The sequence below is a fragment of the Vibrio sp. 2134-1 genome (assembly GCF_033339495.1).
The window spans coordinates 96,815-123,440 of sequence record NZ_JAWOUS010000017.1; the positions used below are offsets into that span (position 1 = coordinate 96,815).

The window sequence follows — 26,626 nt, forward strand, 5'->3', positions numbered from 1 at the left end:
AAATTCTCCATCACTTCTTCGTCATTACTGTTCCACTTGCGAAGAAGCTTGCATTGCTAAGGCAGTATCCAGCATCCGGTTAGCAAAGCCCCATTCGTTGTCGCACCAAACGAGCATTTTTACGAGTTGCCCGTTACTCACTCTAGTCTGGCTTCCATCCACAATCGCACTATGGGGGTCGTGGTTAAAGTCGATGGAAACGAGTGGCGATTCAGTATAGTCAACAATGTTACGTAATGTACACTGAGATGCGTTAACAATGGTTTGATTTACGTCATTAACTTTCACATTTGTACTAATTGTGACACTTAAATCCATTGCAGTGACGTTAACCGTTGGAACACGAACAGAAATTGCTTCGAATTTGTTGGAAAATTTCGGGAAGATTCTTTCAATCCCCTTATGCAACTTAGTGTCCACCGGAATAATAGATTGGCTTGCAGCGCGGGTACGGCGTAAGTCGTTATGATACGCATCAATTACTTGTTGATCGTTCATGGACGAATGAATTGTGGTAATGGTGCCAGACTCTATGCCGAAGGCTTCGTCTAATACTTTAATGATGGGAACGATACAGTTGGTGGTGCAAGAGCCATTGGAGACAACACGGTGCTCGTCTTTCAGAGTTTCGTGGTTCACGCCATAGATAATCGTATTATCTAGGTCGTTTGCGCCCGGGTGCGAAAACAGTACTTTCTTCGCGCCTGCTTCTATATGCGCTTGCCCATCCGCTTGCGAACCAAATACGCCAGTGCAATCCAAGACGATATCAACTTCTAAATCACGCCAAGGAAGTAATTCGATTTCGGAGAGATGGAGAATGCGAATGGAATCATATTCACCGCTGTCATGATGAACATGCAAATGTTCTTGGTCATGGGAAATTTTTTTACCAAAGCGACCATGACTGGTGTCATATTGCAGTAGGTGTGCCATCGCCTCTGGCTGTGCTAGTTCGTTTACCGCCACAACCTTGATCTGCTGGTGTTTTCCGCTTTCATACACCGCTCGCAGAACATTACGACCTATACGTCCAAATCCATTGATCGCAACCTTTAGCATTTATCCTTCGCCCTACCAAAAATTTCGTGTCACAGATACTACCTGATCAGGCTGACAAACGCACCTGTTGAATCAAAGTAAAGCAGGATTAAAAAAGGTCGAGACTATGCTCGACCTTATTACAACGATAGATAATTAAAATGCGACGTCTAAACCTAACCAGTAGCGACGACCATCTTCAATATATCCGTATTCTTCGTAACTGATTTCCTCGTCCAGCAAGTTATAGATAGCGCCTTTAATACGAGTATTGTCGGTTAACTGGTATGTCACACCGGCGTCCACAAAGGTATAAGCTGGTTCTACAATACTGTTTCTTGATGGGCCAGTAACCGGATCCATTTCTTTACCTCGGTACGTGACTTTCGCCCAGCTCTCTAGATCTGTTGTCGTTTGCCAAGTCACATCCACATTAAACAGATGCTTTGGTAACTGCTGCAGCGGCATGCCTTTGTATTCACCTGTTTTTTGCTCTGAGTCGGTAAATGTGTAGCTCGAGCTGAGGTAAATGGTTTCCGTTAATGGCGATGCTAAGGTCGCTTCAATACCTTGTGTGACCGCTTCGTCCACGTTAATGCGGTACGTTGGATCTGCACCCCATTGGTTTGGTCCATCTGTACAGATGGTATCTGGACAAACAACACGTGTGATCTTGTCTTTGAACTCATTATGGAACGCAGTCAAAGAGACATCTAAAGCAGAGTCACCTTGATACAAGACACTGATTTCTTTGTTTAGCGACGTTTCAGGGTCAAGGTCTGGGTTACCGTAGATATTACCGCCGCCACTGACTTGCGCCCAACCAGGAGTAATTTCACGTAATTGCGGAGAACGGAAACCTGTTGCCACGCCACCTTTCACAGTCCAAGACGGGTCAACTCGCCATACACCATAGACACGCGGACTAAAGTGCGCGCCATAGTTTTCGTCATGATCTAGACGGCCGCCAAGCGTAACGCTAAACGGATCAGCAATTCTCCATTCATCTTCAATGAAAACAGCCCACTGCGTATTCGATGTTTCAGTCTTCGATGACGCTTTGTTGGAGGTGAAATCCTCAAGCTCTGCATGAGTAGCGTCCACACCCGTCGTCAACGTATGGTTTCCAATACCAGTCACCAAGCTCGATTTGAACGTGGTGTTGGTGATCGTCATCTCACGAGATTTGTTCTCGCTCTCTTCTCGCTGTAAGTAAGTATCTGAAATTCCGACCGAATCCCAATCACCGTTGTGGCTTACCGTTACGTAATTACGACGATATTCATTCAGTGAATCTTCACACCCACCACGACACCCTGTGGTCGGCACTGAAAGGCCCACATTGCCACGACGACTTTGTGCCGACGTGCCACCTTCTAATTGTACCGAGTGGCGCTCATTAATCTGGTAAGTCAGTTTTGAAGAGATACTCTGCATATCTTTATCTTCATAACCGTATTCGATGTCATCTTCTTCTCTGGTTGTGTACTGACCATATACTTGGAGAGATAAATTTTCAGCCAACGGACCATTAACGAAAAAGTTCGCGCTCTGCTCTCCACCTGAGCGGCTATTCTCTTGTAGTACAGTGCCCAGTTGAACATTACCCGTCCACTCTAGCGCATCTTTTCGTGTGATGACGTTAATCACACCACCAATCGCATCAGAACCGTAAAGCGTCGACATTGGGCCACGAATAACTTCGATTCGCTCAATCGCTTGAAGAGGAGGTAACCAACCTTGTTCGATACCAGGGCCGTCACTATTTGGACGAGTTTCACGCGTACTTTGACGTTTACCATCGACCAGTATCAAAGTGTATTTAGAACCCATACCACGGATACTAATGTCGGTGGTATCACCACCACCTGTCACGACAACACCTGGCACACTTTTTAGTGCATCAGTCACATCGCGGTAATAACGGGAGTCCAACTCCTCACGTGAAATCACACTAATACTTGCAGGCGCGTCCGCTTGAGATTGCTCGTAGCTTGATGCAGTTACAACCACTGTTTCCATTTTAGAAACTGCATCATTGGCAAAAACATGAGGGACACTGACGAAGGCTAAAATACCAGTTGCGGTAATAACTGGCAGTCTAAGAGTAGACATCTACATCTCCATAATTGATAATGATTATTATTTTCGAAGGTGAATTATTCACAAATAGAATGAGATGCATAGTGAGAGTTATGGAACGGTTCTTTCCATTTATGGAACTCGTACATAACGCAGTAAGGAGTAAAAGAAATATGCACGACTTAGCATCAATTAGAGCCTTTGATGCGCTCAATCAGCATAAAAGTTTGACAGCTGCTGCTAAAGCCCTTAATCAGCCAAAATCAACGCTAAGTCGTCGCTTGGCACAATTAGAAGAAGACTTCGGTCAGGCTCTAACCGCTAGACAAGGTAATCGATTAGTTCTGACAAGAGCTGGAGAAATCTTTGCCCACTACAGCCGCCAGATTCTTGAGTTAAGTGAAGAGAGTTATGATGCACTTCAAGGTTTAACGAACCAAGTTTCAGGACCACTGCATATTGTTTGTCACACCGCCTTAGTTAGAAGCTGGCTCGGCGGCGTACTCAATCGTTTTCTTGCTGATAATCCTGACGTTAGGGTTCAACTTACCAGTGACTTTTCTGAAGCGCACCATGACCCAGATTTGTTCATCTGGCTCGGCGAACGTAAAGAGCTAGACTGGCGAAAAGAAGTGCTGGGGGTATTTCGCTATACGCCTTTTGCCTCTCCAAATTATCTAAAACAACATGGACCTATACTGCACCCCAAAGAACTTGAAGCACATCCATGGATCGATTTTGGTTCAGTGCAAGAAAATGGATTGATGCTAGCACACCCTCAACACGGTGAGTTCTTTTTAGAACCCTTTGTTAGTCGCTTATACAGCGACAACATAGCAATGCAAATAGACAGTATCGCGAATGGTCATGGTATTGGACTGCTGCCGACTTGGACAGCATGCGGCTATGAGAAACATCACCCAGGGCGAATCACGCCTTGCTTAGAAGGTTGGCTTTCTGAGCCTATTTCCATTAACTGCTATACACCAGCAGGACGACCACCACTGCGCTTATCCGTACTTTTAGACTGCATTCACCAAAGCATTCCACAAGGTTGGAAAACCTGACAAAAATAAAAAGGCCATCATAATGATGGCCTTTCTAACTTTAGCGTTTAACAATCGTCGTTTACGTTCGACTGTTTAGACGGTCCTGCAATTACGCTAGCAATTCTTTTGCTGTGTTCACTACGTTTTCAGTCGTGAAGCCAAACATCTCGAATAGCTGACCAGCAGGTGCAGATTCACCGAATGTTGTCATACCGATGATGCGACCGTCGAAGCCAACGTACTTGTACCAGAAATCAGCAATGCCCGCTTCAATAGCGATACGTGCCGTTACGTCTGATGGCAGTACAGATTCACGGTAAGCGGCGTCTTGTTTGTCGAATGCATCTGTTGATGGCATTGAAACAACGCGTACTTTCTTGCCTTCTGAAGTTAGTTGCTCAGCGGCTTTCACTGCAAGCTCAACCTCAGAACCTGTTGCGATAAGGATTAGCTCAGGCTTACCTTCGCTATCTTTCAGGATGTAAGCACCTTTCGCGATGTCTGCGACTTGTTCAGCAGTACGCTCTTGTTGCGCTAGGTTTTGACGAGAGAAGATAAGTGCAGTTGGTGCATCTTTACGTTCAATCGCTAGTTTCCATGCAACTGCAGACTCAACTTGGTCACATGGGCGCCATGTGCTCATGTTTGGAGTTACACGTAGAGACGCCATTTGCTCAACAGGTTGGTGAGTTGGGCCATCTTCGCCAAGACCGATCGAATCATGCGTGTAAACTTGGATGTTCTGAATTTTCATCAGCGCAGCCATACGCATTGCGTTACGTGCGTATTCCATGAACATTAGGAATGTTGCGCCGTAAGGAACGAAACCACCGTGCAATGCGATACCGTTGATGATAGCAGTCATACCGAATTCACGCACACCGTAGTGGATGTAGTTTCCAGAGAAGTCCTCCGTTTCTAGAGACTTAGAACCAGACCACATGGTCAGGTTAGAAGGCGCTAGGTCAGCAGAACCACCCATAAACTCAGGAAGCATTTGACCAAACGCTTCTAGTGCATTTTGCGATGCTTTACGTGATGCAATGTTCGCTGGGTTTGCTTGAAGATCGGCAATGATTTGGTTCGCTTTTTCTTCCCACTGTGCAGGAAGTTCGCCGTTTAGACGACGTTTAAGCTCTGCCGCTTCAGCAGGGTAAGCTGCAGCGTATTCTTCGAATTTTTCATTCCAAGCTGCTTCTTTCGCGGCGCCCGCTTCTTTTGCATCCCACTCAGCGTAAACATCTGCCGGGATCTCAAATGGGCCGTACTCCCAACCTAGGTATTCGCGAGCCGCTTGGATTTCATCGTGACCTAGTGGTGCACCGTGACAGTCGTGCGAACCAGACTTGTTAGGAGAACCGAAACCGATAATTGTTTTGGTACAGATAAGCGTAGGACGTGGGTCCGCTTTTGCTGCTTCAATTGCTGCGTTGATCGCGTCTGAGTCGTGACCATCGACTGCTGGGATTACATGCCAGCCGTACGCTTCAAAACGCTTAGGTGTATCGTCAGAGAACCAGCCTTCAACGTGACCGTCGATAGAAATGCCGTTGTCATCCCAGAACACGATCAGTTTGCCTAGACCTAACGTCCCAGCAAGAGAGCATGCTTCATGCGAGATGCCTTCCATTAGACAGCCGTCACCCATGAACACATACGTAAAGTGGTCAACGATATCGTGACCTTCTTTGTTGAACTGTGCCGCTAGTGCTTTCTCTGCGATCGCCATACCAACAGCGTTAGTGATGCCTTGACCTAGAGGACCCGTTGTTGTCTCGATACCAGGCGCGTAGCCGTACTCTGGGTGACCTGGGGTTTTTGAGTGCAATTGACGGAAGTTTTTCAGATCGTCAATAGATAGCTCGTAACCGCTTAAGTGCAGTAGAGAGTAAATAAGCATTGACCCATGACCGTTTGACAGCACAAAGCGATCGCGGTCGGCCCACTCTGGGTTTGAAGGGTTATGGTTTAGGTGAGAGCGCCAAAGAACTTCAGCGATATCAGCCATACCCATTGGTGCGCCTGGGTGGCCTGAGTTAGCTTGTTGAACACCATCCATGCTTAGAGCACGAATTGCATTGGCAAGATGTTTACGAGACGACATGTCTGCTCCTGAGTACATTAAGCGAAACGAAAAGTAGGTCATAATTCTCTCAAAGCCCTGTTGGGTGTGCAAACGTTTTCCAGTCCAAAACCTCACAAATATTGCACCTTTCGCGCCAAATCGTTCGAAGTTCTTAAAATTATCAATAAATCAGGCAAACGTTTGGTTATAACAAAAACCAAAAAAGAGCTTGTAATTCGAGCAATCAAATTTAGAATAGACGTCTAGATGTAGATACACCTACAAAAATTAGTATTAATTTGCGCTGGAGAGTTTATCATTCCCCAGTTTTAAACCAGATATAGTGGAGCTAACATGGCTAAGCACCTGTTTACTTCTGAGTCAGTATCAGAAGGTCATCCAGATAAAATTGCAGACCAGATTTCTGATGCGGTTCTTGACGCGATTCTAGAGCAAGATCCAAAGGCTCGTGTTGCATGTGAGACTTACGTTAAAACCGGTATGGTAATGGTGGGTGGTGAAATCACGACTTCAGCATGGGTAGACATCGAAGAGTTAACTCGTGAAACCGTTCGTGAAATCGGCTACGTACATTCAGATATGGGCTTTGACGCAGATTCTTGTGCGGTACTAAACACAATCGGTAAACAGTCGCCAGATATCAACCAAGGTGTTGATAAAGCTGACCCTAAAGAACAAGGTGCAGGCGACCAAGGCATCATGTTTGGTTACGCTTGTAACGAAACTGAAGTACTAATGCCAGCGCCAATTACTTACTCTCACCGTCTTGTTCAAAAGCAAGCAGAAGTTCGTAAAAACGGCACACTACCTTGGTTGCGTCCTGATGCAAAATCTCAGGTAACATTCCAATACGATCAAGGTAACATCGTTGGTATCGACGCGGTTGTTCTTTCAACTCAACACTGTGACTCAATCTCAACTTCAGACCTGCGTGAAGCGGTAATGGAAGAGATCATTAAGCCAGTGCTACCTTCTGAGTGGATCAACAAAGAAACAAACTTCTTCATTAACCCAACCGGTCGCTTCGTAATCGGTGGTCCTATGGGTGACTGTGGCCTAACTGGTCGTAAGATCATCGTAGATACCTACGGCGGCGCAGCTCGTCACGGTGGCGGTGCGTTTTCTGGTAAAGATCCATCAAAAGTTGACCGTAGTGCAGCATACGCAGCACGCTACGTAGCGAAAAACATCGTAGCGGCAGGCATGGCTGACCGTTGTGAGATCCAACTTTCTTACGCAATCGGTGTTGCTGATCCAACGTCTATCATGGTGGAAACGTTCGGTACTGAGAAAGTATCTCACGACATCATCATTGAAGCGGTTCGTCAATTCTTCGACCTACGTCCATACGGTCTACAAGAAATGCTTAACCTTCTTCAACCTATCTACAAGAAGACAGCGGCTTACGGTCACTTCGGTCGTGAAGAATTCCCGTGGGAAGCGACAGACAAAGCTGCACTTCTACGCGATTTCGCTGGCATCAAATAATCAAGCCAAGCAAGAATCAATCAAGCCCTCGCCTATGGCGGGGGCTTTTTATTTTCAGCAACTTTTATCCAGCCATTTCGGCTCATACCGCCCTGCCCCACAAAGCAATCCTGTTTCTCCCTCATTTTTATACCGAATAAATTTTAAGCAATTATTTGTAAATTATCCCATCTCCGCCAATAGTTAAAATATTGTTAACTCCAATTTAAATAGAGACGTCGGATGCTGGCGACTGTGGAAGCAACACTTAAGTAAAGACATGAGTCAGGCATCTTTATGGCCGATACCAAACTAAGCCAATGCTCAGATGTAAACTTGAAAAAGTCGCTTCAAGTTTGACTGAACAAAAACCGCTGTCAGTTGGTATAAGCGGATAATGTGGGAATAAATCAAGGAGGAATTATGCCTCGAACTGTTAATCCATCGGACTTCCACAACAAACGAAAGGAAGTGCCAGACAACGAATACGCCAGAACCATACCGTGCAATACGGTCAATCTTTCTGCACCTTTTCATTGGCTCGCATTAGGTCTGCATGATTTCGTGCGAATGCCGCTTATTAGTGCTTTCTATGGCATCTGTTTTATGGCTGCTGCGATAGGCATTGTTTTGCTCGTACAGTGGCAAGGCACACACTTAGTCGTCATGCCCAGTTTGATTGTTTACATGTTAATCGGTCCGTTTCTCGCGCTGGGCTTGTATGATGCCAGTTGGGAGAGAGAGCGCGGACACAAAGCAAGCTTGTTCCATTCAATGAAAGCGATCGGTCGTAACTCAACATCTCAATGGGCGTTCGCCGTGTTACTCGCAGTGTGTATGATATTTTGGATGCGCATTGCCGCTCTACTTCATGCGCTCTACCCTTCTGTTCAAGGGGCACCTTTAAGTGAGTTCCTACCCTTCCTTGTCATCGGCTCTTTAGTTGGCTTTGTTTTGGCTTGTGTGGTGTTTAGCATTTCAGCCTTTTCTATTCCGCTCATGATGGAGCGTCGCGTAGACATGATGACCGCTGTATTTACCAGCTTTAATGCCGTGAAATCCAACATTCCAGCAATGATTGTTTGGGCAGCGATCATCTGTGGCGGTATTCTTATCGGCTTTGCGACCTACGGGATCGGAATGTTGTTTACCATGCCAATTCTAGGCTACGGTACATGGCACGCTTACCATGCCACCATCAAGAAAAAACACACACCATAATTAACTGATGCTATGATCTGGCCCTCGCAAATGCGGGGGCTTTTTTATTTGATTTATCGAGGTGAATTGTGGATATAGAACTCAGCTATAAAGCCAAGCAAGTGATGGCGAGCTGTATCGCGATGGCGGAACAAGCTTTCAAACGTTCTTTCCCGATTCCAACAATCACCTTCGACGTCCGTGGGAAAGCGGCAGGAAAAGCCTACCTTCAATTAAATCAAGTACGCCTAAACCCTGTTTTATTTCGCGAAAACACCCAAGCATTCTTAGATGAAGTCATTCCTCATGAAGTAGCACACCTGATTACTTATCAGGTTTACGGGCGAGTTAGGCCTCACGGTAAAGAATGGAAAGGCGTCATGGAAGCCGTATTTAACGTACCAGCCAAAACCACTCACAGCTTTGAAGTAAAATCCGTTCAAGGTAAAACCTTTGAGTATCGTTGTGGTTGTATGACCTACCCTCTGTCGATTCGCCGCCATAATAAAGTGCTGCGCAAAGAGGCGACGTACTCTTGTCAAAAATGCCGCCAACCACTTAACTTCACCGGCATTCAATTATCGTAGCCCTTACCTCATAGTGTTACTTGCGTTCCCAAAATAAAAATCGAGTTGATCAAAACCTTCCCTTCGCCACTTATTGTTAACTTACTCATCACTAAAGCTATTTTATGCGTGTTATCATGAATAAAGTCATACTTTATAAAGACTTTTATCATGAAATACTTACTCTCTCTGTTGCTTATCGCGCTTTCTAGCACTGCGATTGCCGCGCCACCGAGCTCATTCTCTGCTGCCAAACGTGAGGCGGTCAAAATTTATCAAGACCATCCAACAAGCTTCTACTGTGGCTGTAACATTCAATGGCAAGGCAAGAAAGGCTTACCCGATTTAGCCTCTTGCGGCTACCAAGTCCGTAAACAAGAAAAACGGGCTGCACGAATCGAATGGGAGCACGTTGTTCCTGCGTGGCAATTTGGCCACCAGCGTCAATGCTGGCAAGATGGCGGACGTAAAAACTGTAAGAAAAAAGACGAAACTTTTCGTTTGATGGAAGCAGACTTGCACAACCTAACTCCTGCTATTGGTGAAGTAAACGGTGACCGTTCGAACTACAACTTCAGCCAATGGAACGGTATGGATGGCGTAAGTTATGGTCGCTGTGAGATGCAAGTGAACTTTAAGCAGCGTAAAGTCATGCCACCAGACCGTGCGCGTGGCTCAATTGCTCGCACCTATCTATACATGAGCAAAGAGTACGGTTTCAAACTGTCGAAGCAGCAAACGCAATTAATGAGTGCTTGGAACAAAACCTATCCTGTCGATAAATGGGAATGTGAGCGTGACGAGCGCATTGCAAAAGTACAGGGCAATCACAACCCATTTGTTCAAGAAGCCTGCCGCGCACTGTAACCTCCGACCTCGAAGCGTTTCAATTACTGATATTGAAACGCTTCTTGCCCCTTGTTTTTTCGGTGCAAAGCATCCATGTTAGGGTTTAAGTTTATTCTCTTGCTGGAAATCTCATGCGTACCCCTCGAATTTATCATCCAGAAACCATTCATCAACTTGGCTCACTTGCTTTAAGTGACGACGCAGCAGGCCATATCGGTCGTGTTTTGCGCATGAAAGAAGGCCAAGACGTTCTCCTTTTTGACGGCAGTGGCGCAGAGTTCCCAGCGGTTATCAGTGACGTCAGCAAGAAATCAGTTTTGGTTAACATCACCGAGCGCTTAGAAAACAATATTGAATCCCCTCTAGATCTGCACCTTGGTCAAGTCATTTCACGTGGCGATAAGATGGAGTTCACCATCCAAAAGTCTGTTGAACTTGGCGTCAATACCATCACTCCTCTGATTTCTGAACGTTGTGGCGTCAAGCTTGACCAAAAGCGTTTTGAGAAAAAACTCGCGCAATGGCAGAAAATCGCCATCAGTGCCTGTGAGCAATGTGGGCGTAATGTCGTGCCCGAAATTCGTCCAATTATGAGCTTGGAAGAGTGGTGTAAAGAAGAGTACGATGGTTTAAAGCTTAACCTTCACCCTCGTGCTAAATACTCAATCAACACTTTGCCAACCCCGGTTGAAAAAGTGCGCCTACTGATCGGTCCTGAAGGCGGTTTATCGTCTGAAGAAATCGAGATGACTCGAGAATACCAATTTGAAGAAACGCTACTCGGCCCTCGCGTTCTGCGTACCGAAACAGCGGCTCTGACAGCAATTACAGCCTTACAAGTTCGTTTCGGCGATCTTGGTTAAACGGAGAAAAATAATGATCAAACTCGGTATCGTAATGGACCCAATCTCGTCCATTAACATCAAAAAAGACTCTAGCTTTGCCATGATGCTTGAAGCGCAACGACGCGGCTATGAAATCCACTACATGGAAATGAATGATCTGCATCTCGATCAAGGCGTTGCCATTGCAGATACTAAAGTGGTAGAACTAAAAGAAGATCCAAACGATTGGTACGAGTTCAAATCAGAGCAAACTATCGAACTGTCTGAGCTAGACGCGGTGCTAATGCGTAAAGATCCTCCGTTTGATACTGAATACATCTACGCGACTTACATCCTTGAGCGTGCAGAAGAACAAGGTGCACTGATCGTTAACAAGCCTCAAAGCTTACGTGATTGTAACGAAAAGCTGTTTACAGCATGGTTCCCAGAGCTGACACCTACAACGATCGTGACGCGAAAAGCAGAGAAAATTAAAGAATTTCGTGAAAAACATGGTGATGTCATCCTGAAACCGCTTGATGGTATGGGTGGCGCGTCCATCTTCCGTGTAAAAGAAAACGATCCAAACGTCTCTGTAATCATCGAGACATTGACTAACCACGGTCAAAACTACGCAATGGCACAAACCTTCGTGCCAGACATCAGCAACGGTGACAAACGTATCCTAGTGGTAGATGGCGAACCTATGCCTTACTGTCTAGCACGCATTCCTGCTAAAGGCGAAACGCGCGGCAACCTAGCCGCTGGTGGTACTGGTGAAGCTCGTCCGCTAAGCGAAACCGACCTCAAAATTGCGCAAACCGTTGCCCCGACACTGAAAGAAAAAGGCCTTATCTTTGTTGGCCTTGACGTAATTGGCGACAAGCTAACAGAAATCAACGTCACCAGCCCAACCTGTATTCGCGAAATTGAAGCAGCTTTTGATATCTCAATCACAGGCAAGCTGATGGATGCGATTGAGCGTCGAGTAAAAGGCGAATAACTCAAACTGTATTACAGTTAATAGAGAGCGTAGTACATTAACTTAAGCAAACTCATGCACATACCTAGATATAAATTGTATGATGTTTGCTTAAGGGCATTTACGAGAGTTAAGGGTCAGTATGAGTATGAATCTCACAAATCACTTTTTGGTTGCCATGCCTGGGATGAAAGATCCGTACTTTCAAAACAGCGTGATCTACGTTTGTGAGCACAACGAAGACGGCGCTATGGGGCTGATGATCAATGCTCCTGTTGATATCACCGTCGGCAACATGCTCAAGCAGGTGGAAGTTCAGCCAGTACACCCGCGCCTATTTGAAGCCAGTCTAGATAGACCAGTCTACAATGGCGGCCCAATCTCGGAAGATCGTGGTTTTATTTTGCATAAACCCAAAGATTACTACGAGTCCAGCGTCCAAATGACCGATGACCTCGCGGTAACCACTTCGCGTGATATTCTGTCGGTGTTAGGAACAGAAGCAGAACCAAGTGATTACTTAGTGGCACTTGGCTACTCCGGTTGGAGTGCAGGCCAATTAGAAAGTGAGCTGGTCGAAAACTCTTGGCTCACCATTGAAGCGACGCCTGAAATTATCTTTAATACACCAATCAACGAGCGTTGGAAGAAAGCGGTCGAAAAGCTGGGCATCGACCCAAGTCACCTTTCAGCAGACTCTGGACATGCTTAGTCCAAATATACAGTTACATTAGATAGAGACACCTTATGTCACGCACAATTATGGCTTTTGACTTTGGAACCAAAAGCATTGGTAGCGCTATTGGCCAAGAAATTACTGGTACAGCTTCCCCATTAAAAGCCTTTAAAGCCAATGACGGTATTCCAAACTGGGACGATATCGAAAAGCAAATCAAAGAGTGGCAACCAGATTTGCTAGTGGTCGGTTTACCGACCGATCTGCATGGTAAAGACCTTGAGACCATAACCCCTCGTGCACGAAAATTTGCTAAGCGTCTGCAAGGCCGATACGGATTGCCAGTTGAACTGCATGATGAGCGTTTATCTACAGCAGAAGCTCGTGCGGAGTTGTTCAGCATGGGCGGCTACAAAGCCCTATCGAAAGGTAATGTTGACTGCCAGTCAGCAGTGGTGATTCTAGAAAGCTGGTTTGAAGCCCTTTGGGGTGAGTAAACACTTCAAGCACAATGAAAAAAGGTTGGCTCCTGCCAACCTTTTTTGTTTCTGGATTGGATTAATCCATATCGATCTTAACGTTCGCCAAACTGCCCGTAGAGAATGCTTCACCACGCTGCGTTTTCAACATCAAGCGCAGATCATTTGCCGAGTCGGCACTATGTAGTGCATCCTCTTCGCTGATCTTACCTTGCATCACTAACTTATAAAGAGATTGATCGAACGTCAGCATACCAAACTCATTTGAGCGAGCCATGGTTGACTTCAACTCATGTAAATCTCCGCGACGAATCAAATCCGACACACGTGGGCTATTTAGCAAGATCTCAAATACACCATGACGTCCCTGCCCATTTTTATCTCGGATCAGCTGCTGACCAACCACGCCTTTCAGATTCATCGACAAGTCGAACAAGAATTGTTCTTTTTGATCTTTCGGTACCAAGTGAAGAATGCGCTCTAAAGCTTGGTTTGCATTGTTGGCGTGCAACGTTGCCATACACAGGTGACCCGTTTCGGCGAAGGTCATCGCGTATTCCATTGTTTCACGGCTACGGATCTCACCAATCAAAATCATATCTGGTGCTTGGCGCAGCGAGTTTTTAAGCGCAACTTCATAGCTTTCCGTATCTAACCCAACTTCACGTTGAGTCACGATACAGCGCTTGTGTTCATGCACGAACTCGATCGGATCTTCGACCGTCAAAATGTGCCCGGTTTTATTGCTGTTTCGATAGCCTGTCATCGCCGCCATAGTGGTCGATTTACCCGAACCAGTAGCACCGACCACCAGCACCAAACCACGCTTAGCTATCGCCAAATCTTGCAACACTAACGGTAACTTTAACTGCTCAAAAGTAGGAATATTAGTTTCAATACGACGAATCACTGCGCCTGGTAACTCGCGTTGAAAAAAGGCACTCACACGGAAGCGACCACAATCTCTCACAATGGCAAAATTCGACTCGCGACTTTTACGAAATTCCTGACGCCGATCTGGTTCCATAGCGCTGTCGAGTAATGCAGCCACATCGCTCTCGGTAAGTTTTTCCCCTTGCGGACGCAATTCGCCATCCACACGAAATAGAATTGGCGCTCCAACCGTGATGTAAAGATCCGACGCTTTCAGCGCCAGCATGCCTTCGAGAAATTTATCTAGATCCATCTTCCGTATTCACCATTATCTGTATGAACGTTACGAGAATTGCTGCACTTCTAATCCGATCTTACTATCGACCTCTTCACGAGCAACCATGCCTTGCGCCATTAACTGACGAGCATTTTGCTCCATGGTTTGCATGCCGTGAGCCGCACCTGTTTGAATGATCGAATACATCTGCGCGACTTTGTCTTCGCGGATCAAGTTACGAATCGCAGGCGTTGCCATCATAATTTCATGGCATGCAATACGTCCACCACCATTACGCTTCAGAAGCTTTTGCGCGATAACCGAACGAAGAGACTCAGATAGCATCGAGCGGACCATATCTTTATCACTACCAGGAAATACATCGATAATACGGTCAATGGTTTTTGCCGCCGAGCTGGTGTGCAACGTCCCGAAAACTAAGTGACCCGTTTCTGCCGCCGTTAAGGCAAGGCTGATGGTTTCTTTATCACGCATCTCACCAACCAGAATAACGTCTGGGTCTTCGCGCAATGCACTACGCAAAGCATTTTGGAAACTATGGGTGTCACGGTGAACTTCACGCTGGTTGATCAAACATTTATTGTTGTTGTGAACAAATTCAATCGGATCTTCAATTGTGAGTACGTGCTTGTTGTGATTACGGTTAATGTAGTCAACAATGGCTGCTAAGGTCGTCGATTTACCTGAACCTGTTGGGCCAGTGACCAGAACTAAGCCTTTTTCAGCATTCGCAATTTTTTTGAAGATCTCTGGCGCTTCTAGCTCTTCCAGAGTTGGAATGCTGCTTGGAATGGTACGGAATACTGCCGCACAACCGCGAGATTGGTTGAAAGCGTTGACACGGAAACGGCCAACGTTATGCAACTCAAAAGAGAAATCGACTTCGAGTTTTTCTTCGAACTCACTGCGTTGGGCATCGTTCATGATTTCGAAAACCAAACGATGCACTTCTTGGTGTGTAAACGCTGGAATGCCTAGTTTTCTCACATCCCCATCAATACGAACCATTGGTGGGACACCTGCAGAAAGATGTAGATCCGAGGCATTATGTTTTACACTAAAATCCAGTAACTCAGTGATATCCATTTAAAATCCTTAAGTCTAAAGTACAGCTATGAGTAGTATTCAACAAAATATTGAACATATCACCTCTCAAATTCGATATGACGAGCAAAAATGTGGTCGAACTCCAGAGTCAGTGCAACTTCTAGCGGTAAGCAAAACTAAACCTGTCGAGGCAATTCTCGAAGCCTACCAAGCGGGACAAACCGCCTTTGGTGAAAACTACGTTCAAGAGGGCGTCAGTAAAGTTCAGCACTTTGCCGAGCATTATCCAGATAATCGAATCGAATGGCACTTCATTGGCCCGATTCAATCCAATAAATCGCGACTTGTTGCTGAACATTTCGATTGGGTTCACACCATCGATCGAACCAAGATAGCTCAACGCCTGAATGATCAGCGGCCAAGCGAACTTAAACCGCTACAAGTTCTGATTCAGGTTAACACCAGTGGTGAGGCATCTAAGTCTGGTGTCACTGAAGCGGAAGTATTCGAGCTGGCGGAGTTGATTTCTCGCCTACCTAACCTCACTTTAAGAGGGTTGATGTCGATTCCTGCCAACGTGTCTGACTACGAATCACAACTCCGTGAATTTCAGAAGTTGGCTACGTTGAAGCAAACACTCGAAGCACAGTTCCCAGAAATCGATACATTATCAATGGGAATGAGTGGTGATATGACCGCTGCAATCGAAGCTGGTAGTACAATGGTTCGTATTGGAACCGCTATTTTCGGCGCACGAGACTACAGCTAAATCAACAAAACGCTCACTCGCGACATAAGTTATGTCGTCAATCGTTGGAGCGTAAATGCGCAATCATCTTACTCGCCAATAGGAGCAGTAAGTAACAGCGGCGCCATTATACACCTGAGCGCACAACAAATTCTAAATATCATGATGGAAATCAGACAAATGGAACATAAAAAAATCGCCTTCATTGGTGCTGGCAACATGGTGAGAGCCATTGTTTCCGGCTTGGTTGCTAACGGATACCCAGCGCAAAACATTACCGCGACGGCTCCTTCAGAGGCTCGCCGCCTTCTGCTAGAACAAGATTTTGGCATCCGTACCACCAGCGATAACATCCAAGCTGCGACCGAGGCGGATGTGGTGGTATTGTCTGTAAAACCGCAAATGATGGCGGATGTCTGTAAACCACTGCAATCGATCGATTTCACTAATAAACTGGTGATTTCTATTGCCGCAGGCATCAACTGTTCACGATTGGATGATATGCTAGCCACCAAATTGAACTTGGTTCGTGTTATGCCAAATACGCCATCACAACTTGGATTGGGTATGAGTGGGTTGTTCGCACCAACTCATGTAACCGAGCACGACAAAGCTTTTGCCGCAGAGTTAATGGAAGCGGTCGGTAAAGTATGTTGGGTTGAGCAAGAGTCTGGCATCAATAATGTGATTGCCGCAGCGGGCAGTGCTCCAGCATACTTCTTCCTGTTTATGGAAGCGATGCAAGCAGAAGCGATTGCGCAAGGCTTTGATAAAGAGACCGCTCGACTATTGGTTCAGCAAGCTGCACTGGGCGCGGCCAGTATGGTGGTTAGCAACCCAGAAACTGAGCTATCGACCCTGCGTGAGAACGTAACTTCGAAAGGTGGGACAACGGCAGAAGCACTGCGTACATTCAACGAACATCAACTTTCAGATATTGTCGCTAAAGCCATGCAAGCTGCTGTGGCTCGCGCGGAAGAAATGGAAAAACTGTTTTAATTATTTGGATGAACTCCGTTTAGTATCATCCATCACTTGTTAAGGGTACCTTATGAATTCAATGAGTTTTCTCATCTCAACCCTATTTGACCTGTACATCATGGTCGTAATTTTGCGAATTTGGTTGCAAGCTGCGCGCGCAGACTTCTACAACCCATTCTCGCAATTTATAGTAAAAGCGACTCAGCCGGTCATTGGTCCATTGCGCCGCGTTATCCCTTCCGTGGGGAATATTGACCTAGCAACCGTGTTGTTTGCCTACGTGTTGTGTGTGCTTAAATTTGTCGTGCTTATCCTAATAGCTTCGAACGGTTCCGTCTCTTTCAGCGCTGACTTCTTATTCTTGGGCTTATTATCATTAATCAAAGCCGCAGGTGGCCTATTGTTCTGGGTACTATTGATCCGTGCAATTTTGAGCTGGGTAAGCCAAGGCCGCAGCCCTATCGAGTACGTATTCCATCAACTGACCGAGCCAATGTGCGCTCCAATCCGTCGTATTCTTCCGGCTATTGGTGGTCTTGATTTAAGCGTACTAGTGTTATTTATCGGCTTGCAGTTCGCGAACTTCTTAATGGGCGATATCATTGGTCCAATTTGGTTCCAGCTATAATGTCAGCTGCAGTTTGGCAAGATGGTGAGGACATCATCCTGAAGCTCTATATTCAACCTAAAGCTAGCCGCGATAAAATCGTTGGCTTGCATGGTGAAGAGCTAAAAATCGCCATTACTGCTCCACCTGTCGATGGCAAAGCTAATGCACACCTAACTAAGTTCTTAGCCAAGCAGTTTAAAATCGCTAAGGGCTTGGTTCACATAGAAAAAGGTGAATTAGGACGGCACAAACAAGTTCGGATAGAATCGCCTACCCAGATACCGACAGAAATTAAAGCCATCTTATGATGGCTTTTTATTTACGATTTTGTACCACACTTACTAATACCAACGACTGAGTACGCATTTTTTACCCCCTGACCAAGGTAAAATTGCAGCTATGGTTGTTTTATAACAAGTGCTTTGAGGAAGTAACAATGAGCAAATGGATTACCGCATTACTGATTAGCCTGTTGTCGTTACCAAGCTTCGCCGATCAGTTTAAAAATATGAAAGATATCGAAGTACACTATGTCGCGTTTAACTCAACATTCCTAACACCCAAAGTCGCACGTAGCTACGATATCAAACGTAATGGATACCTCGCTGTGGTTAATATTAGCGTGTTAGATAGAGCTTCATTGGGTAAGCCAGCATTAGAAGCAAAAATTGCTGGACGCGCGAAGAACCTTATCGGCCAAACTCAGACCTTGACCTTTCGTGAAGTCAAAGAAGGCAATGCGATATACTACTTAGCCGAACTGTCAATTACCCACGAAGAAACTTTTACTTTCGATATTGACGTAAAAGCTGGAAACAAAGGCTCAGGTAAGCTTAAATTCACCCAGAAGTTTTATGTTGAAGAGTAATTGGGTTGTGATGTTCCAAAAGCTTTTGGATCTAAGCAGGCTAAAAACCATTTATTAGTTAAAGAATATCTAGAGGAGAACGATTTGTTCTCCTCTATCACTATTAAAAGAGATTCCCATGAAAAAAATTGTGCTAGCAACTGGTAACCAAGGCAAAGTTCGTGAAATGGCAGATTTATTGTCTGACTTCGGCTTTGAAGTATTAGCGCAAAGTGAATTCAATGTATCGGAAGTAGCTGAAACGGGTACAACTTTCATTGAAAACGCAATCATTAAAGCTCGCCATGCCGCACAAGAAACAGGGCTTCCTGCCATTGCAGACGACTCTGGATTAGAAGTCGATTTCTTAAAAGGCGCTCCGGGCATTTACTCTGCACGTTACGCAGGCGAGAGCGCATCTGATCAAGAGAATCTAGAAAAATTGCTAGCGGCAATGGAAGGCGTACCAGAAGCAGAGCGTACAGCACGTTTCCACTGCGTATTAGTCCTCATGCGTCACGAGAACGACCCAACGCCTATCGTCTGTCACGGTAAATGGGAAGGCCGAATTCTAACTGAAGCACACGGTGAAAATGGCTTTGGCTACGACCCTATCTTCTTTGTTCCTGAAGACAACTGTGCGTCAGCCGAACTTGAACCTGCACGTAAGAAACAACTGTCTCACCGCGGTAAAGCGCTCAAGTCGTTGTTTGCTCAACTGTCTGAGCAAGTGTCTCAGTAATCACGAGCGAATTAGACCATGTTAACGCCCCCAGCACTCAGCTTGTATGTACACATCCCTTGGTGTGTGCAAAAGTGCCCGTATTGCGACTTTAACTCTCACGCGCTCAAAACCGAGATTCCAGAAGAAGAGTACATCAGTGCCCTTTTAGAAGATTTGGATACCGACATTGAGAAATACCGACTTAACGAAGCGCCACGTCCACTGCATTCAATCTTCATTGGTGGTGGTACGCCGAGTTTGATTTCGGCAGAAGGCATCGAGCGTCTACTTAAGGGCATTAAAGCGCGTATTCCGTTCAAGCCTGAAATCGAAATCACCATGGAAGCGAATCCAGGCACCATCGAAGCAGAGCGTTTTGTTGGCTACCGCAAAGCTGGTGTAACGCGTATCTCTATCGGCGTACAAAGCTTTGAGCAGCAGAAGCTTGAGCGTTTGGGGCGCATTCACGGCCAAGACGAAGCCGTCAATGCTGCTAAGCTGGCGCACCAAATCGGTTTGAACAGCTTTAACCTCGATCTCATGCACGGCTTACCTGATCAAAGCATCGAACAAGCCTTGGCAGATTTGGACAAAGCGATTGAGTTGGCACCGCCGCACTTGTCTTGGTATCAGCTGACCATCGAACCAAACACCATGTTCTACTACAAGCCACCAACGCTACCTGACGATGATGACTTGTGGGATATTTTCGAGCTCGGACACCAAAAACTTGCAGCCGCGGGTTATGTGCAATATGAAATCTCCGGTTACAGTAAGCCGGGCTATCAGTGTCAGCACAACCTCAACTACTGGCGCTTTGGTGATTACCTTGGTATCGGTTGTGGCTCTCATGGCAAACTCAGTTTTACCGACGGACGTATTATTCGAACGACAAAGGTAAAACACCCGCGAGGCTATTTAGCGGCTTATCAAAATATGGTCAAACCTTATCTGCATACGGAACATGTCGTCGCGGATGAAGATCGTCCATTCGAGTTCTTTATGAACCGATTCCGCTTAATTGAAGCCTGTCCGAAGCAAGATTACGTGGACACCACGGGCTTACCGCTTAGTACGATTCAAGAAACCATCAACTGGGCGATAGAAATGGGCTACCTGAGTGAAACGCCTACCCACTGGCAAATTACTGAAAAAGGGAAGCTCTTCCTTAATGATTTGCTCGAAGCCTTTATGGCCGAAGAAAGCGAAGAGTAACGCAACCCAAAAACAAAAAAAGCCTCTCAATTGAGAGGCTTTTTATTTAGAAACTGTGCCGTCCTAAATAAGGTTGACACATTTCTAACATTAGAAAATTGAACGGCCAATTCGCTCTGAGAGCAGCTCAAGCGCCTTAGTACCCGCAAGCGAGTTACCTGAAGGATCAAGCTCTGGAGACCATACTGAAATGGTCATTTCACCAGGTACTACCGCGATAATGCCACCACCAACACCAGACTTACCAGGCATACCAACGCGATAAGCAAACTCGCCCGCGCCATCATACAAGCCACACGTTGCTAACAGTGCATTAAGTTGTTTGGTTTGCACAGGAGAAACTACAGGCTTACCCGTTTGTACCGATGTGCCCTTGTTTGCTAAATAGCTAAACGTTTTAGCCAAATCGACGCAACTCATCTTCAGCGCACAAGCGTGGAAGTAGTTTTGTAGTACTGGAATCACTTCATTTTCGAAGTTGCCAAACGAACGCATGAGATATGCAATCGCCGCATTACGATCACCATGCATCATTTCGGATGCCGCAACGACTTTGTCATACACAATATGGGTATCACCAGAAAGCTGACGCACAAATTCCAACAGGCGCTGACGAGGTGCAGATAAGCGAGTTTGTAACAAATCTGCCACTACTATCGCTCCAGCATTTATAAATGGATTACGAGGAATACCTTGCTCCATTTCTAGCTGGATTAGCGAATTAAATGCCTGCCCCGAAGGCTCTTTTCCCACTCGAGACCAAATTTCTTCTTGCTTGTACAAGCACATCGCTAACGTCAAGCTCAATGCTTTTGAAATAGATTGGATAGAGAAAGGTTCATCGGCATCACCCGCCTTAATAACCTCACCTTCGTTGGTGTATACCGCAATACCTAACTTGTTGCTGGGTACTTTTGCCAGAGCAGGAATGTAATCAGCCACTTTACCTTGGCCGATTAAAGGGCGTACTTCCGCCAAAATATCTGTCAAAATTTCCACTGTCGGTTTCATTCTCTACCTTCTATTTACAAGAGAACTCGTTGAGCTCAGAGGTAAAAAAAGCCAACGTGTCGTTGGCTTTTCCATAGGGTTCGTTCGACTCAAGTCGATTATGGTTTTACTGCCACAATAATATTGCGGTTGATAGATTGATCAACACGGTGAAGATAACCGATGTAAGGCTCTTCTGAAAGTACCTTCCAACCTTGCTCTTCAAATAATGCCGCGACATCTTTCCATTTCAATGTGAATTCATTGAAAGACAACACCACTGAACCTTGCTTTTTCAATACCACTTTCCATGCAGGCAGAGCCTCTTTTAAAAGCTCTAGTGGACTACGGTTCAGTTTGCTGTCCTTGGCATTTTTGCTGCCGTGCTGCACGCCATAAGGCAGATCAGACACCATCACATCAACTGAGTTCTTTTTCACGACTTGATCAGCGATACGAGTATCAGCCGAATACAGCTTCATAAACTGAAGATTGCCTTGGTTGTAATCTTCTTTATTTGCTGCAGCTTCAACCACGAAACCATCCGCCACTTTCTTGCCACCCGCAGTGCGCTTTTCTTTGCTCACTTTGTGCTTAAAGCGGCCATTCTTCATGAACTTAACAATAAAGGTCTGGATCTCTTGCACCCACTTGGCGTTGATCTCAACCCCTACCACGTTCAAACCGTGGATCAAGCCTTCAAATAAGGTTGTACCTTTACCACACATTGGATCCATTAAGGTCAGTTGTTCACTTCCCGTATTGGACGCACTAATGCCGATATTCACCATCAAACGGGTAAACTGCTCATTTGTTTTCCCGGTGTAGCGCAAAATCTGGCTCATGCTTTCCGGGAAAGTGTTAAATACGGGCGCTTGAACTGGTCGAAGTAAACCATCTTCGCGCACTTCAAATAGCGCATAGTAAATCGAAGAGGCTGCGATTCTTCGCGCCTGCTCATCGGTTAGCGCTTCCTGACAAGAAAACACCAACGCAGCAGGTAAGCCAACGTCTTTACTACCAATTTCTGTCACATCCACGCCTTGTGAAGCTAAAATTGCTTTTAGTTCAGAACAGGCAATGGTCATTGCGCTATCAAAGTAAATTCGGTTATGACCCGGATTCGCTAATATCGCGTAATGGTACATCCCATGAACTCCTCTGGTTACGCAATACGCTTATATTTGATATCCCAAACACCGTGACCAAGACGGTGACCACGAGCTTCAAACTTCGTTAGCGGGCGATCGTCTGGACGAGGAACGAAATCACCATCTTTAGCAATGTTTTCGAAACCTGGCGCTTGGTTCATCACTTCAATCATGTGCTCTGCGTAGTTTTCCCAGTCGGTCGCCATGTGGAAAATACCTTCATTAGGGATAAGCTTCTCACGCACCATTTCCGCAAAACCTAATTGAACAATACGACGCTTGTGGTGACGCTTCTTATGCCAAGGGTCTGGGAAGAACAATTGCAGTGTCGATAAGCTGCCATTTGGGATCATGTGTTCGAATACTTCTACCGCATCGTGACACATTACACGCAGGTTAGTAATTCCCGCTTCGCGAGCATCGGCAAGACAAGCACCAACGCCTGGGCTATGAACTTCGATACCGATGAAGTTTTTCTCTGGCGCGTTCTTTGCCATTTCAACCAATGAAGCACCCATACCAAAACCGATCTCAAGCACTACTGGGTTATCGTTGCCAAACACCTCTTTCCAATCGAGAAGTTCAGCTTTGAAGTCAATACCCATCGTAGGCCAGCATTCATTCATCGCGCTCTCTTGACCTTTAGTCAAACGCCCTTCACGGCGTACAAAGCTGCGGATTTTGCGGATCAGCTTTCCGTCTTCGTTGTATTCGTTAGTGGTTACTTCACTCATTGATTTTGCCTGCACATTGATTAATCAAAGCGGGGATTATCCAAAGAATTTACTTAGGTGCAAGTATTTGTTGAGCTCTTGGTCTATGGCAACCCAAAAGCAACGACACACCTCTTTATATCCCTACTGTTTATCCGTTGTACTTCTTGCCCATTATGTGGTGCAATTTTGCACCTAACCAATAATAGAATACAGAGCAAGTCGTGACACCTTTCGCCAGTGCCATCCTAGAATGGTATGACGCATATGGAAGAAAAGATCTTCCGTGGCAACAAAATAAGACCGCATACAGTGTCTGGTTGTCTGAAATTATGCTTCAGCAAACTCAGGTCACTACGGTTATTCCGTATTACCAACGTTTTTTGGAGCGCTTTCCAACCGTGATCGATCTTGCCAATGCTGAGCAAGATGAAGTCCTACACCTTTGGACTGGCTTAGGGTATTACGCCCGAGCCCGTAACCTTCACAAAGCAGCACAAGAGGTCGCCTCTACATACAATGGTGAGTTTCCTCTTGATATAGAGAAAATGAACGCCCTACCGGGGATTGGTCGCTCTACTGCTGCCGCCATTTTATCGTCTGTGTATAAACAACCACACGCGATTCTTGATGGTAACGTGAAGCGCACCCTATCCCGCTGTTTCGCAGTCGAAGGATGGCCAGGACAAAAAAAGGTTGAAAACCAGCTGTGGGAAATTGCCGAAACGCATACCCCACAAACGGATGTAGATAAGTATAACCAGGCAATGATGGACATGGGCGCAATGGTCTGCACTCGCAGCAAACCCAAATGTAGCCTCTGCCCTGTTGCTGATCTGTGTGTGGCAAAGCAACAAGGTAATGTGCTCGACTACCCGGGCAAAAAACCGAAGAAAGATAAGCCAATCAAGCAAACTCGTTTCGTGATGCTTCACCACAACACCGAAAATGGTCATGAGGTGTGGTTGGAGCAAAGACCACAAACAGGCATTTGGGGTGGCTTATTCTGCTTCCCACAAACCGAACATGTGGATGCAGAAAGCGACATTGAATTGCTACTGGATCAACGCGGCATTCAAGCCTGCAATATCAAACAGAAGCAAACACTGATTACCTTTCGTCATACATTCAGCCATTACCACCTAGATATCACGCCAATTTTGTTTGATTTATCAAAGCAACCGGACGTGATAATGGAAGGCAACAAAGGTCTTTGGTATAACTTATCTAAACCTGAAGAAGTCGGTTTAGCCGCGCCAGTAAAACTATTGCTGGAAACGCTACCCCACGAACTTCGTTAATTGAATACAAGGAGTCATTATGAGCCGCACTGTATTTTGTGCTCGACTAAAGAAAGAAGGCGAAGGTCTAGACTTTCAACTTTACCCTGGTGAACTAGGTAAACGCATTTTCGACAACATCTCGAAAGAAGCGTGGGCTCAGTGGCAACACAAACAAACCATGTTGATCAACGAGAAGAAACTCAACATGATGGATCCAGAACACCGCAAACTGATCGAAACAGAAATGGTAAATTTCCTCTTTGAAGGAAAAGACGTTCATATCGAAGGTTACACACCTCCGAGCGAATAAAGTCGCTTGAGTTAAACAATGACATCACAACCATTTGTGGTGTCATTTTTCTATTACCTTCAATAACTCTGATACTTATGAAAAAAATTGTCTTTATTGCTGCCGCACTTTTAATGGCAGGCTGTAGCCGTGAATTCGTCGAAAAGATTTATGACGTCAACTACGAGCCAACAAACCGTTTTGCCAATAACTTAGCTGAGCTACCAGGACAATTTGAAAAAGATACTGCGGCGCTAGATGCCTTAATCAATAGCTTTTCAGGCAATATTCAAAAGCGCTGGGGTAAAAAAGAAATCAAGTACGCTGGCAAGAGTAATTACGTTAAGTACATCGATAACTACCTTAGCCGCGCCGAGGTCGACTTTCGCAAAGGCGTGATCACGATAGAGACCGTATCACCGACCGAGCCCCAAAAACACCTAAAAGACGCGATTGTCACCACCTTATTAACACCAGACGATCCCGCGCACGTCGACTTATTCTCCTCTAAAGGTATCACGTTAGAGGGGCAACCATTCCTGTATAAACAAGTTGTCGACCAAGACAATAAGCCAATTCAATGGTCTTGGCGGGCAAACCGATTTGCGGAATACCTCATCGCAAATAAAATAAAAACCAAAAATGTAGATTTCAAGAAAGCGTATTACGTCGAAATTCCCATGGTTGAAGACCACTTTTCAACTCGCAGCTACCAATACGCCGATATCGTGCGTCGAGCTTCCAAGAAATACGACATTCCAGAAGACTTGATATACGCCATTATTAAAACCGAGAGCAGCTTCAACCCATACGCGGTAAGTTGGGCAAATGCGTATGGCCTAATGCAAGTTGTACCTAAAACAGCGGGACGAGATGTGTTCAAACTCGTGAAAAAGCGCTCGGGCCAACCAAGCCCTGAATATTTGTTTAATCCAGAAAACAACATAGATACCGGTACTGCGTATTTCTATATCTTAAAAAATCGTTATTTAAGAGAAGTCCGCCACCCTACCTCTCTCGAGTACAGCATGATTTCAGCTTACAATGGCGGTACTGGAGGAGTTTTAAACACATTTCATCGCAGTGATCGCAAACGCGCAATGCAAGATCTTAATTCATTGCAACCCAACCAAGTTTATTGGGCGTTAACCAAGAAACACCCGAACGCAGAAGCGCGTCGCTACCTAGAAAAAGTTACAAATTTCAAAAAGGAATTTAACTCGAAGCAAACTTTGTAGTGACAGTTGAATAAAAAGCGTTCGAACAACCACTTTTTTGAAATTATTTAAAAAAAGTGGTTGACGCAACGCGGGAAAATCCGTTTAATAGCGCTCCGTTGCCCGGATAGCTCAGTCGGTAGAGCAGAGGATTGAAAATCCTCGTGTCGGTGGTTCGATTCCGCCTCCGGGCACCACAATTTGATTTGTTGGTGTCTTAACGAAATGTTATAACACGGACAAAAGCACAAAGAATAAAGTGTGCCGACTTAGCTCAGTAGGTAGAGCAACTGACTTGTAATCAGTAGGTCACCAGTTCGATTCCGGTAGTCGGCACCA

At 45.6% G+C, this 26,626-nt stretch carries 27 protein-coding genes and 2 tRNA genes; 21 read left to right on the forward strand and 8 right to left on the reverse strand.

Annotated features, from left to right (window positions below; genetic code table 11):
- Window positions 1–24: 24 nt before the first annotated feature.
- Both epd and R7R78_RS18055 read right to left on the reverse strand, forming a co-directional pair.
- On the reverse strand, window positions 25–1,062 hold the full coding sequence (gene epd, locus R7R78_RS18050; RefSeq protein ID WP_005384545.1) for an erythrose-4-phosphate dehydrogenase: 1,038 nt from the start codon (window positions 1,060–1,062) through the stop codon (window positions 25–27).
- Between the two features lie 135 nt (window positions 1,063–1,197).
- Window positions 1,198–3,156: a ligand-gated channel protein gene (locus R7R78_RS18055; RefSeq protein ID WP_225474081.1), complete on the reverse strand. Its 1,959-nt coding sequence runs from the start codon at window positions 3,154–3,156 to the stop codon at window positions 1,198–1,200.
- 140 nt (window positions 3,157–3,296) lie between these two features.
- Here R7R78_RS18055 and R7R78_RS18060 point away from each other — a divergent pair, with 140 nt between their 5' ends.
- Window positions 3,297–4,190: a LysR family transcriptional regulator gene (locus R7R78_RS18060; protein WP_225474082.1), complete on the forward strand. Its 894-nt coding sequence runs from the start codon at window positions 3,297–3,299 to the stop codon at window positions 4,188–4,190.
- Between the two features lie 91 nt (window positions 4,191–4,281).
- Here the strand turns inward: R7R78_RS18060 and tkt are convergent, their stop codons facing one another.
- Complete coding sequence (gene tkt, locus R7R78_RS18065) at window positions 4,282–6,276, reverse strand: transketolase (RefSeq protein WP_213973286.1); 1,995 nt, start codon at window positions 6,274–6,276, stop codon at window positions 4,282–4,284.
- A gap of 315 nt (window positions 6,277–6,591) precedes the next feature.
- Here tkt and metK point away from each other — a divergent pair, with 315 nt between their 5' ends.
- From metK to ruvX, 8 genes are all read left to right on the forward strand, one after another.
- Window positions 6,592–7,746, forward strand: coding sequence for a methionine adenosyltransferase (gene metK / locus R7R78_RS18070; RefSeq protein ID WP_005381027.1), 1,155 nt, complete (start codon window positions 6,592–6,594; stop codon window positions 7,744–7,746).
- A gap of 402 nt (window positions 7,747–8,148) precedes the next feature.
- Window positions 8,149–8,946: a DUF2189 domain-containing protein gene (locus tag R7R78_RS18075; RefSeq protein ID WP_005381026.1), complete on the forward strand. Its 798-nt coding sequence runs from the start codon at window positions 8,149–8,151 to the stop codon at window positions 8,944–8,946.
- Window positions 8,947–9,014: 68 nt separating this feature from the next.
- Window positions 9,015–9,512 carry a SprT family zinc-dependent metalloprotease gene (locus tag R7R78_RS18080; protein ID WP_054579063.1) on the forward strand — a complete coding sequence of 166 codons (498 nt, stop codon included), beginning with the start codon at window positions 9,015–9,017 and terminating at the stop codon, window positions 9,510–9,512.
- A gap of 150 nt (window positions 9,513–9,662) precedes the next feature.
- Window positions 9,663–10,358: a deoxyribonuclease I gene (endA, locus tag R7R78_RS18085; protein ID WP_005381023.1), complete on the forward strand. Its 696-nt coding sequence runs from the start codon at window positions 9,663–9,665 to the stop codon at window positions 10,356–10,358.
- A gap of 113 nt (window positions 10,359–10,471) precedes the next feature.
- The gene (gene rsmE / locus R7R78_RS18090; protein ID WP_005381022.1) at window positions 10,472–11,203 is read left to right on the forward strand and encodes a 16S rRNA (uracil(1498)-N(3))-methyltransferase; all 732 of its coding nucleotides are present in this window, start codon (window positions 10,472–10,474) and stop codon (window positions 11,201–11,203) included.
- A 13-nt stretch (window positions 11,204–11,216) separates the two neighbouring features.
- Entirely contained in the window at window positions 11,217–12,167 is a 951-nt protein-coding gene (gshB, locus tag R7R78_RS18095; RefSeq protein ID WP_086047045.1) for a glutathione synthase, read from the forward strand.
- Window positions 12,168–12,294: 127 nt separating this feature from the next.
- Window positions 12,295–12,858 (forward strand): YqgE/AlgH family protein, encoded by a 564-nt coding sequence (locus tag R7R78_RS18100; protein WP_005381020.1) that lies wholly within the window; start codon window positions 12,295–12,297, stop codon window positions 12,856–12,858.
- 35 nt (window positions 12,859–12,893) lie between these two features.
- Window positions 12,894–13,319, forward strand: coding sequence for a Holliday junction resolvase RuvX (ruvX, locus tag R7R78_RS18105; protein ID WP_005381017.1), 426 nt, complete (start codon window positions 12,894–12,896; stop codon window positions 13,317–13,319).
- 61 nt (window positions 13,320–13,380) lie between these two features.
- Here ruvX and R7R78_RS18110 read toward each other — a convergent pair whose 3' ends face one another.
- Both R7R78_RS18110 and R7R78_RS18115 read right to left on the reverse strand, forming a co-directional pair.
- Window positions 13,381–14,487, reverse strand: coding sequence for a PilT/PilU family type 4a pilus ATPase (locus R7R78_RS18110; RefSeq protein ID WP_005381016.1), 1,107 nt, complete (start codon window positions 14,485–14,487; stop codon window positions 13,381–13,383).
- A 30-nt stretch (window positions 14,488–14,517) separates the two neighbouring features.
- On the reverse strand, window positions 14,518–15,558 hold the full coding sequence (locus R7R78_RS18115; RefSeq protein WP_005381015.1) for a type IV pilus twitching motility protein PilT: 1,041 nt from the start codon (window positions 15,556–15,558) through the stop codon (window positions 14,518–14,520).
- Between the two features lie 28 nt (window positions 15,559–15,586).
- Between R7R78_RS18115 and R7R78_RS18120 the strand changes: the two genes are divergently transcribed.
- The 7 genes from R7R78_RS18120 (at window position 15,587) to hemW (ending at window position 20,644) form a co-directional block, all read left to right on the forward strand.
- The gene (locus tag R7R78_RS18120; protein ID WP_005384521.1) at window positions 15,587–16,288 is read left to right on the forward strand and encodes a YggS family pyridoxal phosphate-dependent enzyme; all 702 of its coding nucleotides are present in this window, start codon (window positions 15,587–15,589) and stop codon (window positions 16,286–16,288) included.
- Window positions 16,289–16,447: 159 nt separating this feature from the next.
- A complete protein-coding gene (gene proC, locus R7R78_RS18125; RefSeq protein ID WP_005381013.1) occupies window positions 16,448–17,266 on the forward strand; it encodes a pyrroline-5-carboxylate reductase in 819 nt (272 codons plus the stop codon).
- Window positions 17,267–17,318: 52 nt separating this feature from the next.
- Window positions 17,319–17,876 carry a YggT family protein gene (locus R7R78_RS18130; protein WP_005381012.1) on the forward strand — a complete coding sequence of 186 codons (558 nt, stop codon included), beginning with the start codon at window positions 17,319–17,321 and terminating at the stop codon, window positions 17,874–17,876.
- Window positions 17,876–18,166 (forward strand): DUF167 family protein YggU, encoded by a 291-nt coding sequence (gene yggU, locus R7R78_RS18135; protein WP_005384515.1) that lies wholly within the window; start codon window positions 17,876–17,878, stop codon window positions 18,164–18,166. The genes R7R78_RS18130 and yggU overlap by 1 nt, the downstream gene beginning before the upstream one ends.
- Window positions 18,167–18,294: 128 nt before the next feature.
- Window positions 18,295–18,726: a DUF4426 domain-containing protein gene (locus tag R7R78_RS18140; protein ID WP_005384513.1), complete on the forward strand. Its 432-nt coding sequence runs from the start codon at window positions 18,295–18,297 to the stop codon at window positions 18,724–18,726.
- A gap of 118 nt (window positions 18,727–18,844) precedes the next feature.
- Window positions 18,845–19,447, forward strand: a complete 603-nt coding sequence (locus R7R78_RS18145; protein WP_005381009.1) for an XTP/dITP diphosphatase — start codon at window positions 18,845–18,847, stop codon at window positions 19,445–19,447.
- A gap of 18 nt (window positions 19,448–19,465) precedes the next feature.
- Complete coding sequence (gene hemW / locus R7R78_RS18150; protein WP_225474083.1) at window positions 19,466–20,644, forward strand: radical SAM family heme chaperone HemW; 1,179 nt, start codon at window positions 19,466–19,468, stop codon at window positions 20,642–20,644.
- Window positions 20,645–20,734: 90 nt separating this feature from the next.
- Here hemW and glsB read toward each other — a convergent pair whose 3' ends face one another.
- The 3 genes from glsB to trmB form a co-directional block, all read right to left on the reverse strand.
- Window positions 20,735–21,655 (reverse strand): glutaminase B, encoded by a 921-nt coding sequence (gene glsB / locus R7R78_RS18155; protein ID WP_005381007.1) that lies wholly within the window; start codon window positions 21,653–21,655, stop codon window positions 20,735–20,737.
- 98 nt (window positions 21,656–21,753) lie between these two features.
- The gene (locus R7R78_RS18160; protein ID WP_005384509.1) at window positions 21,754–22,782 is read right to left on the reverse strand and encodes a TRM11 family SAM-dependent methyltransferase; all 1,029 of its coding nucleotides are present in this window, start codon (window positions 22,780–22,782) and stop codon (window positions 21,754–21,756) included.
- Between the two features lie 17 nt (window positions 22,783–22,799).
- Entirely contained in the window at window positions 22,800–23,519 is a 720-nt protein-coding gene (gene trmB, locus R7R78_RS18165; RefSeq protein WP_005384506.1) for a tRNA (guanosine(46)-N7)-methyltransferase TrmB, read from the reverse strand.
- A 203-nt stretch (window positions 23,520–23,722) separates the two neighbouring features.
- Between trmB and mutY the strand changes: the two genes are divergently transcribed.
- The 5 genes from mutY to R7R78_RS18190 all read left to right on the forward strand — a co-directional run bounded on the left by mutY (window position 23,723) and on the right by R7R78_RS18190 (window position 26,626).
- A complete protein-coding gene (gene mutY, locus R7R78_RS18170; RefSeq protein ID WP_225474084.1) occupies window positions 23,723–24,799 on the forward strand; it encodes an A/G-specific adenine glycosylase in 1,077 nt (358 codons plus the stop codon).
- A gap of 19 nt (window positions 24,800–24,818) precedes the next feature.
- Window positions 24,819–25,091 carry an oxidative damage protection protein gene (locus R7R78_RS18175; protein WP_005381002.1) on the forward strand — a complete coding sequence of 91 codons (273 nt, stop codon included), beginning with the start codon at window positions 24,819–24,821 and terminating at the stop codon, window positions 25,089–25,091.
- Window positions 25,092–25,168: 77 nt separating this feature from the next.
- Window positions 25,169–26,308 carry a membrane-bound lytic murein transglycosylase MltC gene (gene mltC, locus R7R78_RS18180; RefSeq protein ID WP_005381001.1) on the forward strand — a complete coding sequence of 380 codons (1,140 nt, stop codon included), beginning with the start codon at window positions 25,169–25,171 and terminating at the stop codon, window positions 26,306–26,308.
- 100 nt (window positions 26,309–26,408) lie between these two features.
- Window positions 26,409–26,484, forward strand: a tRNA-Phe gene (locus R7R78_RS18185).
- Between the two features lie 66 nt (window positions 26,485–26,550).
- Window positions 26,551–26,626: transfer RNA gene (locus tag R7R78_RS18190), tRNA-Thr, on the forward strand.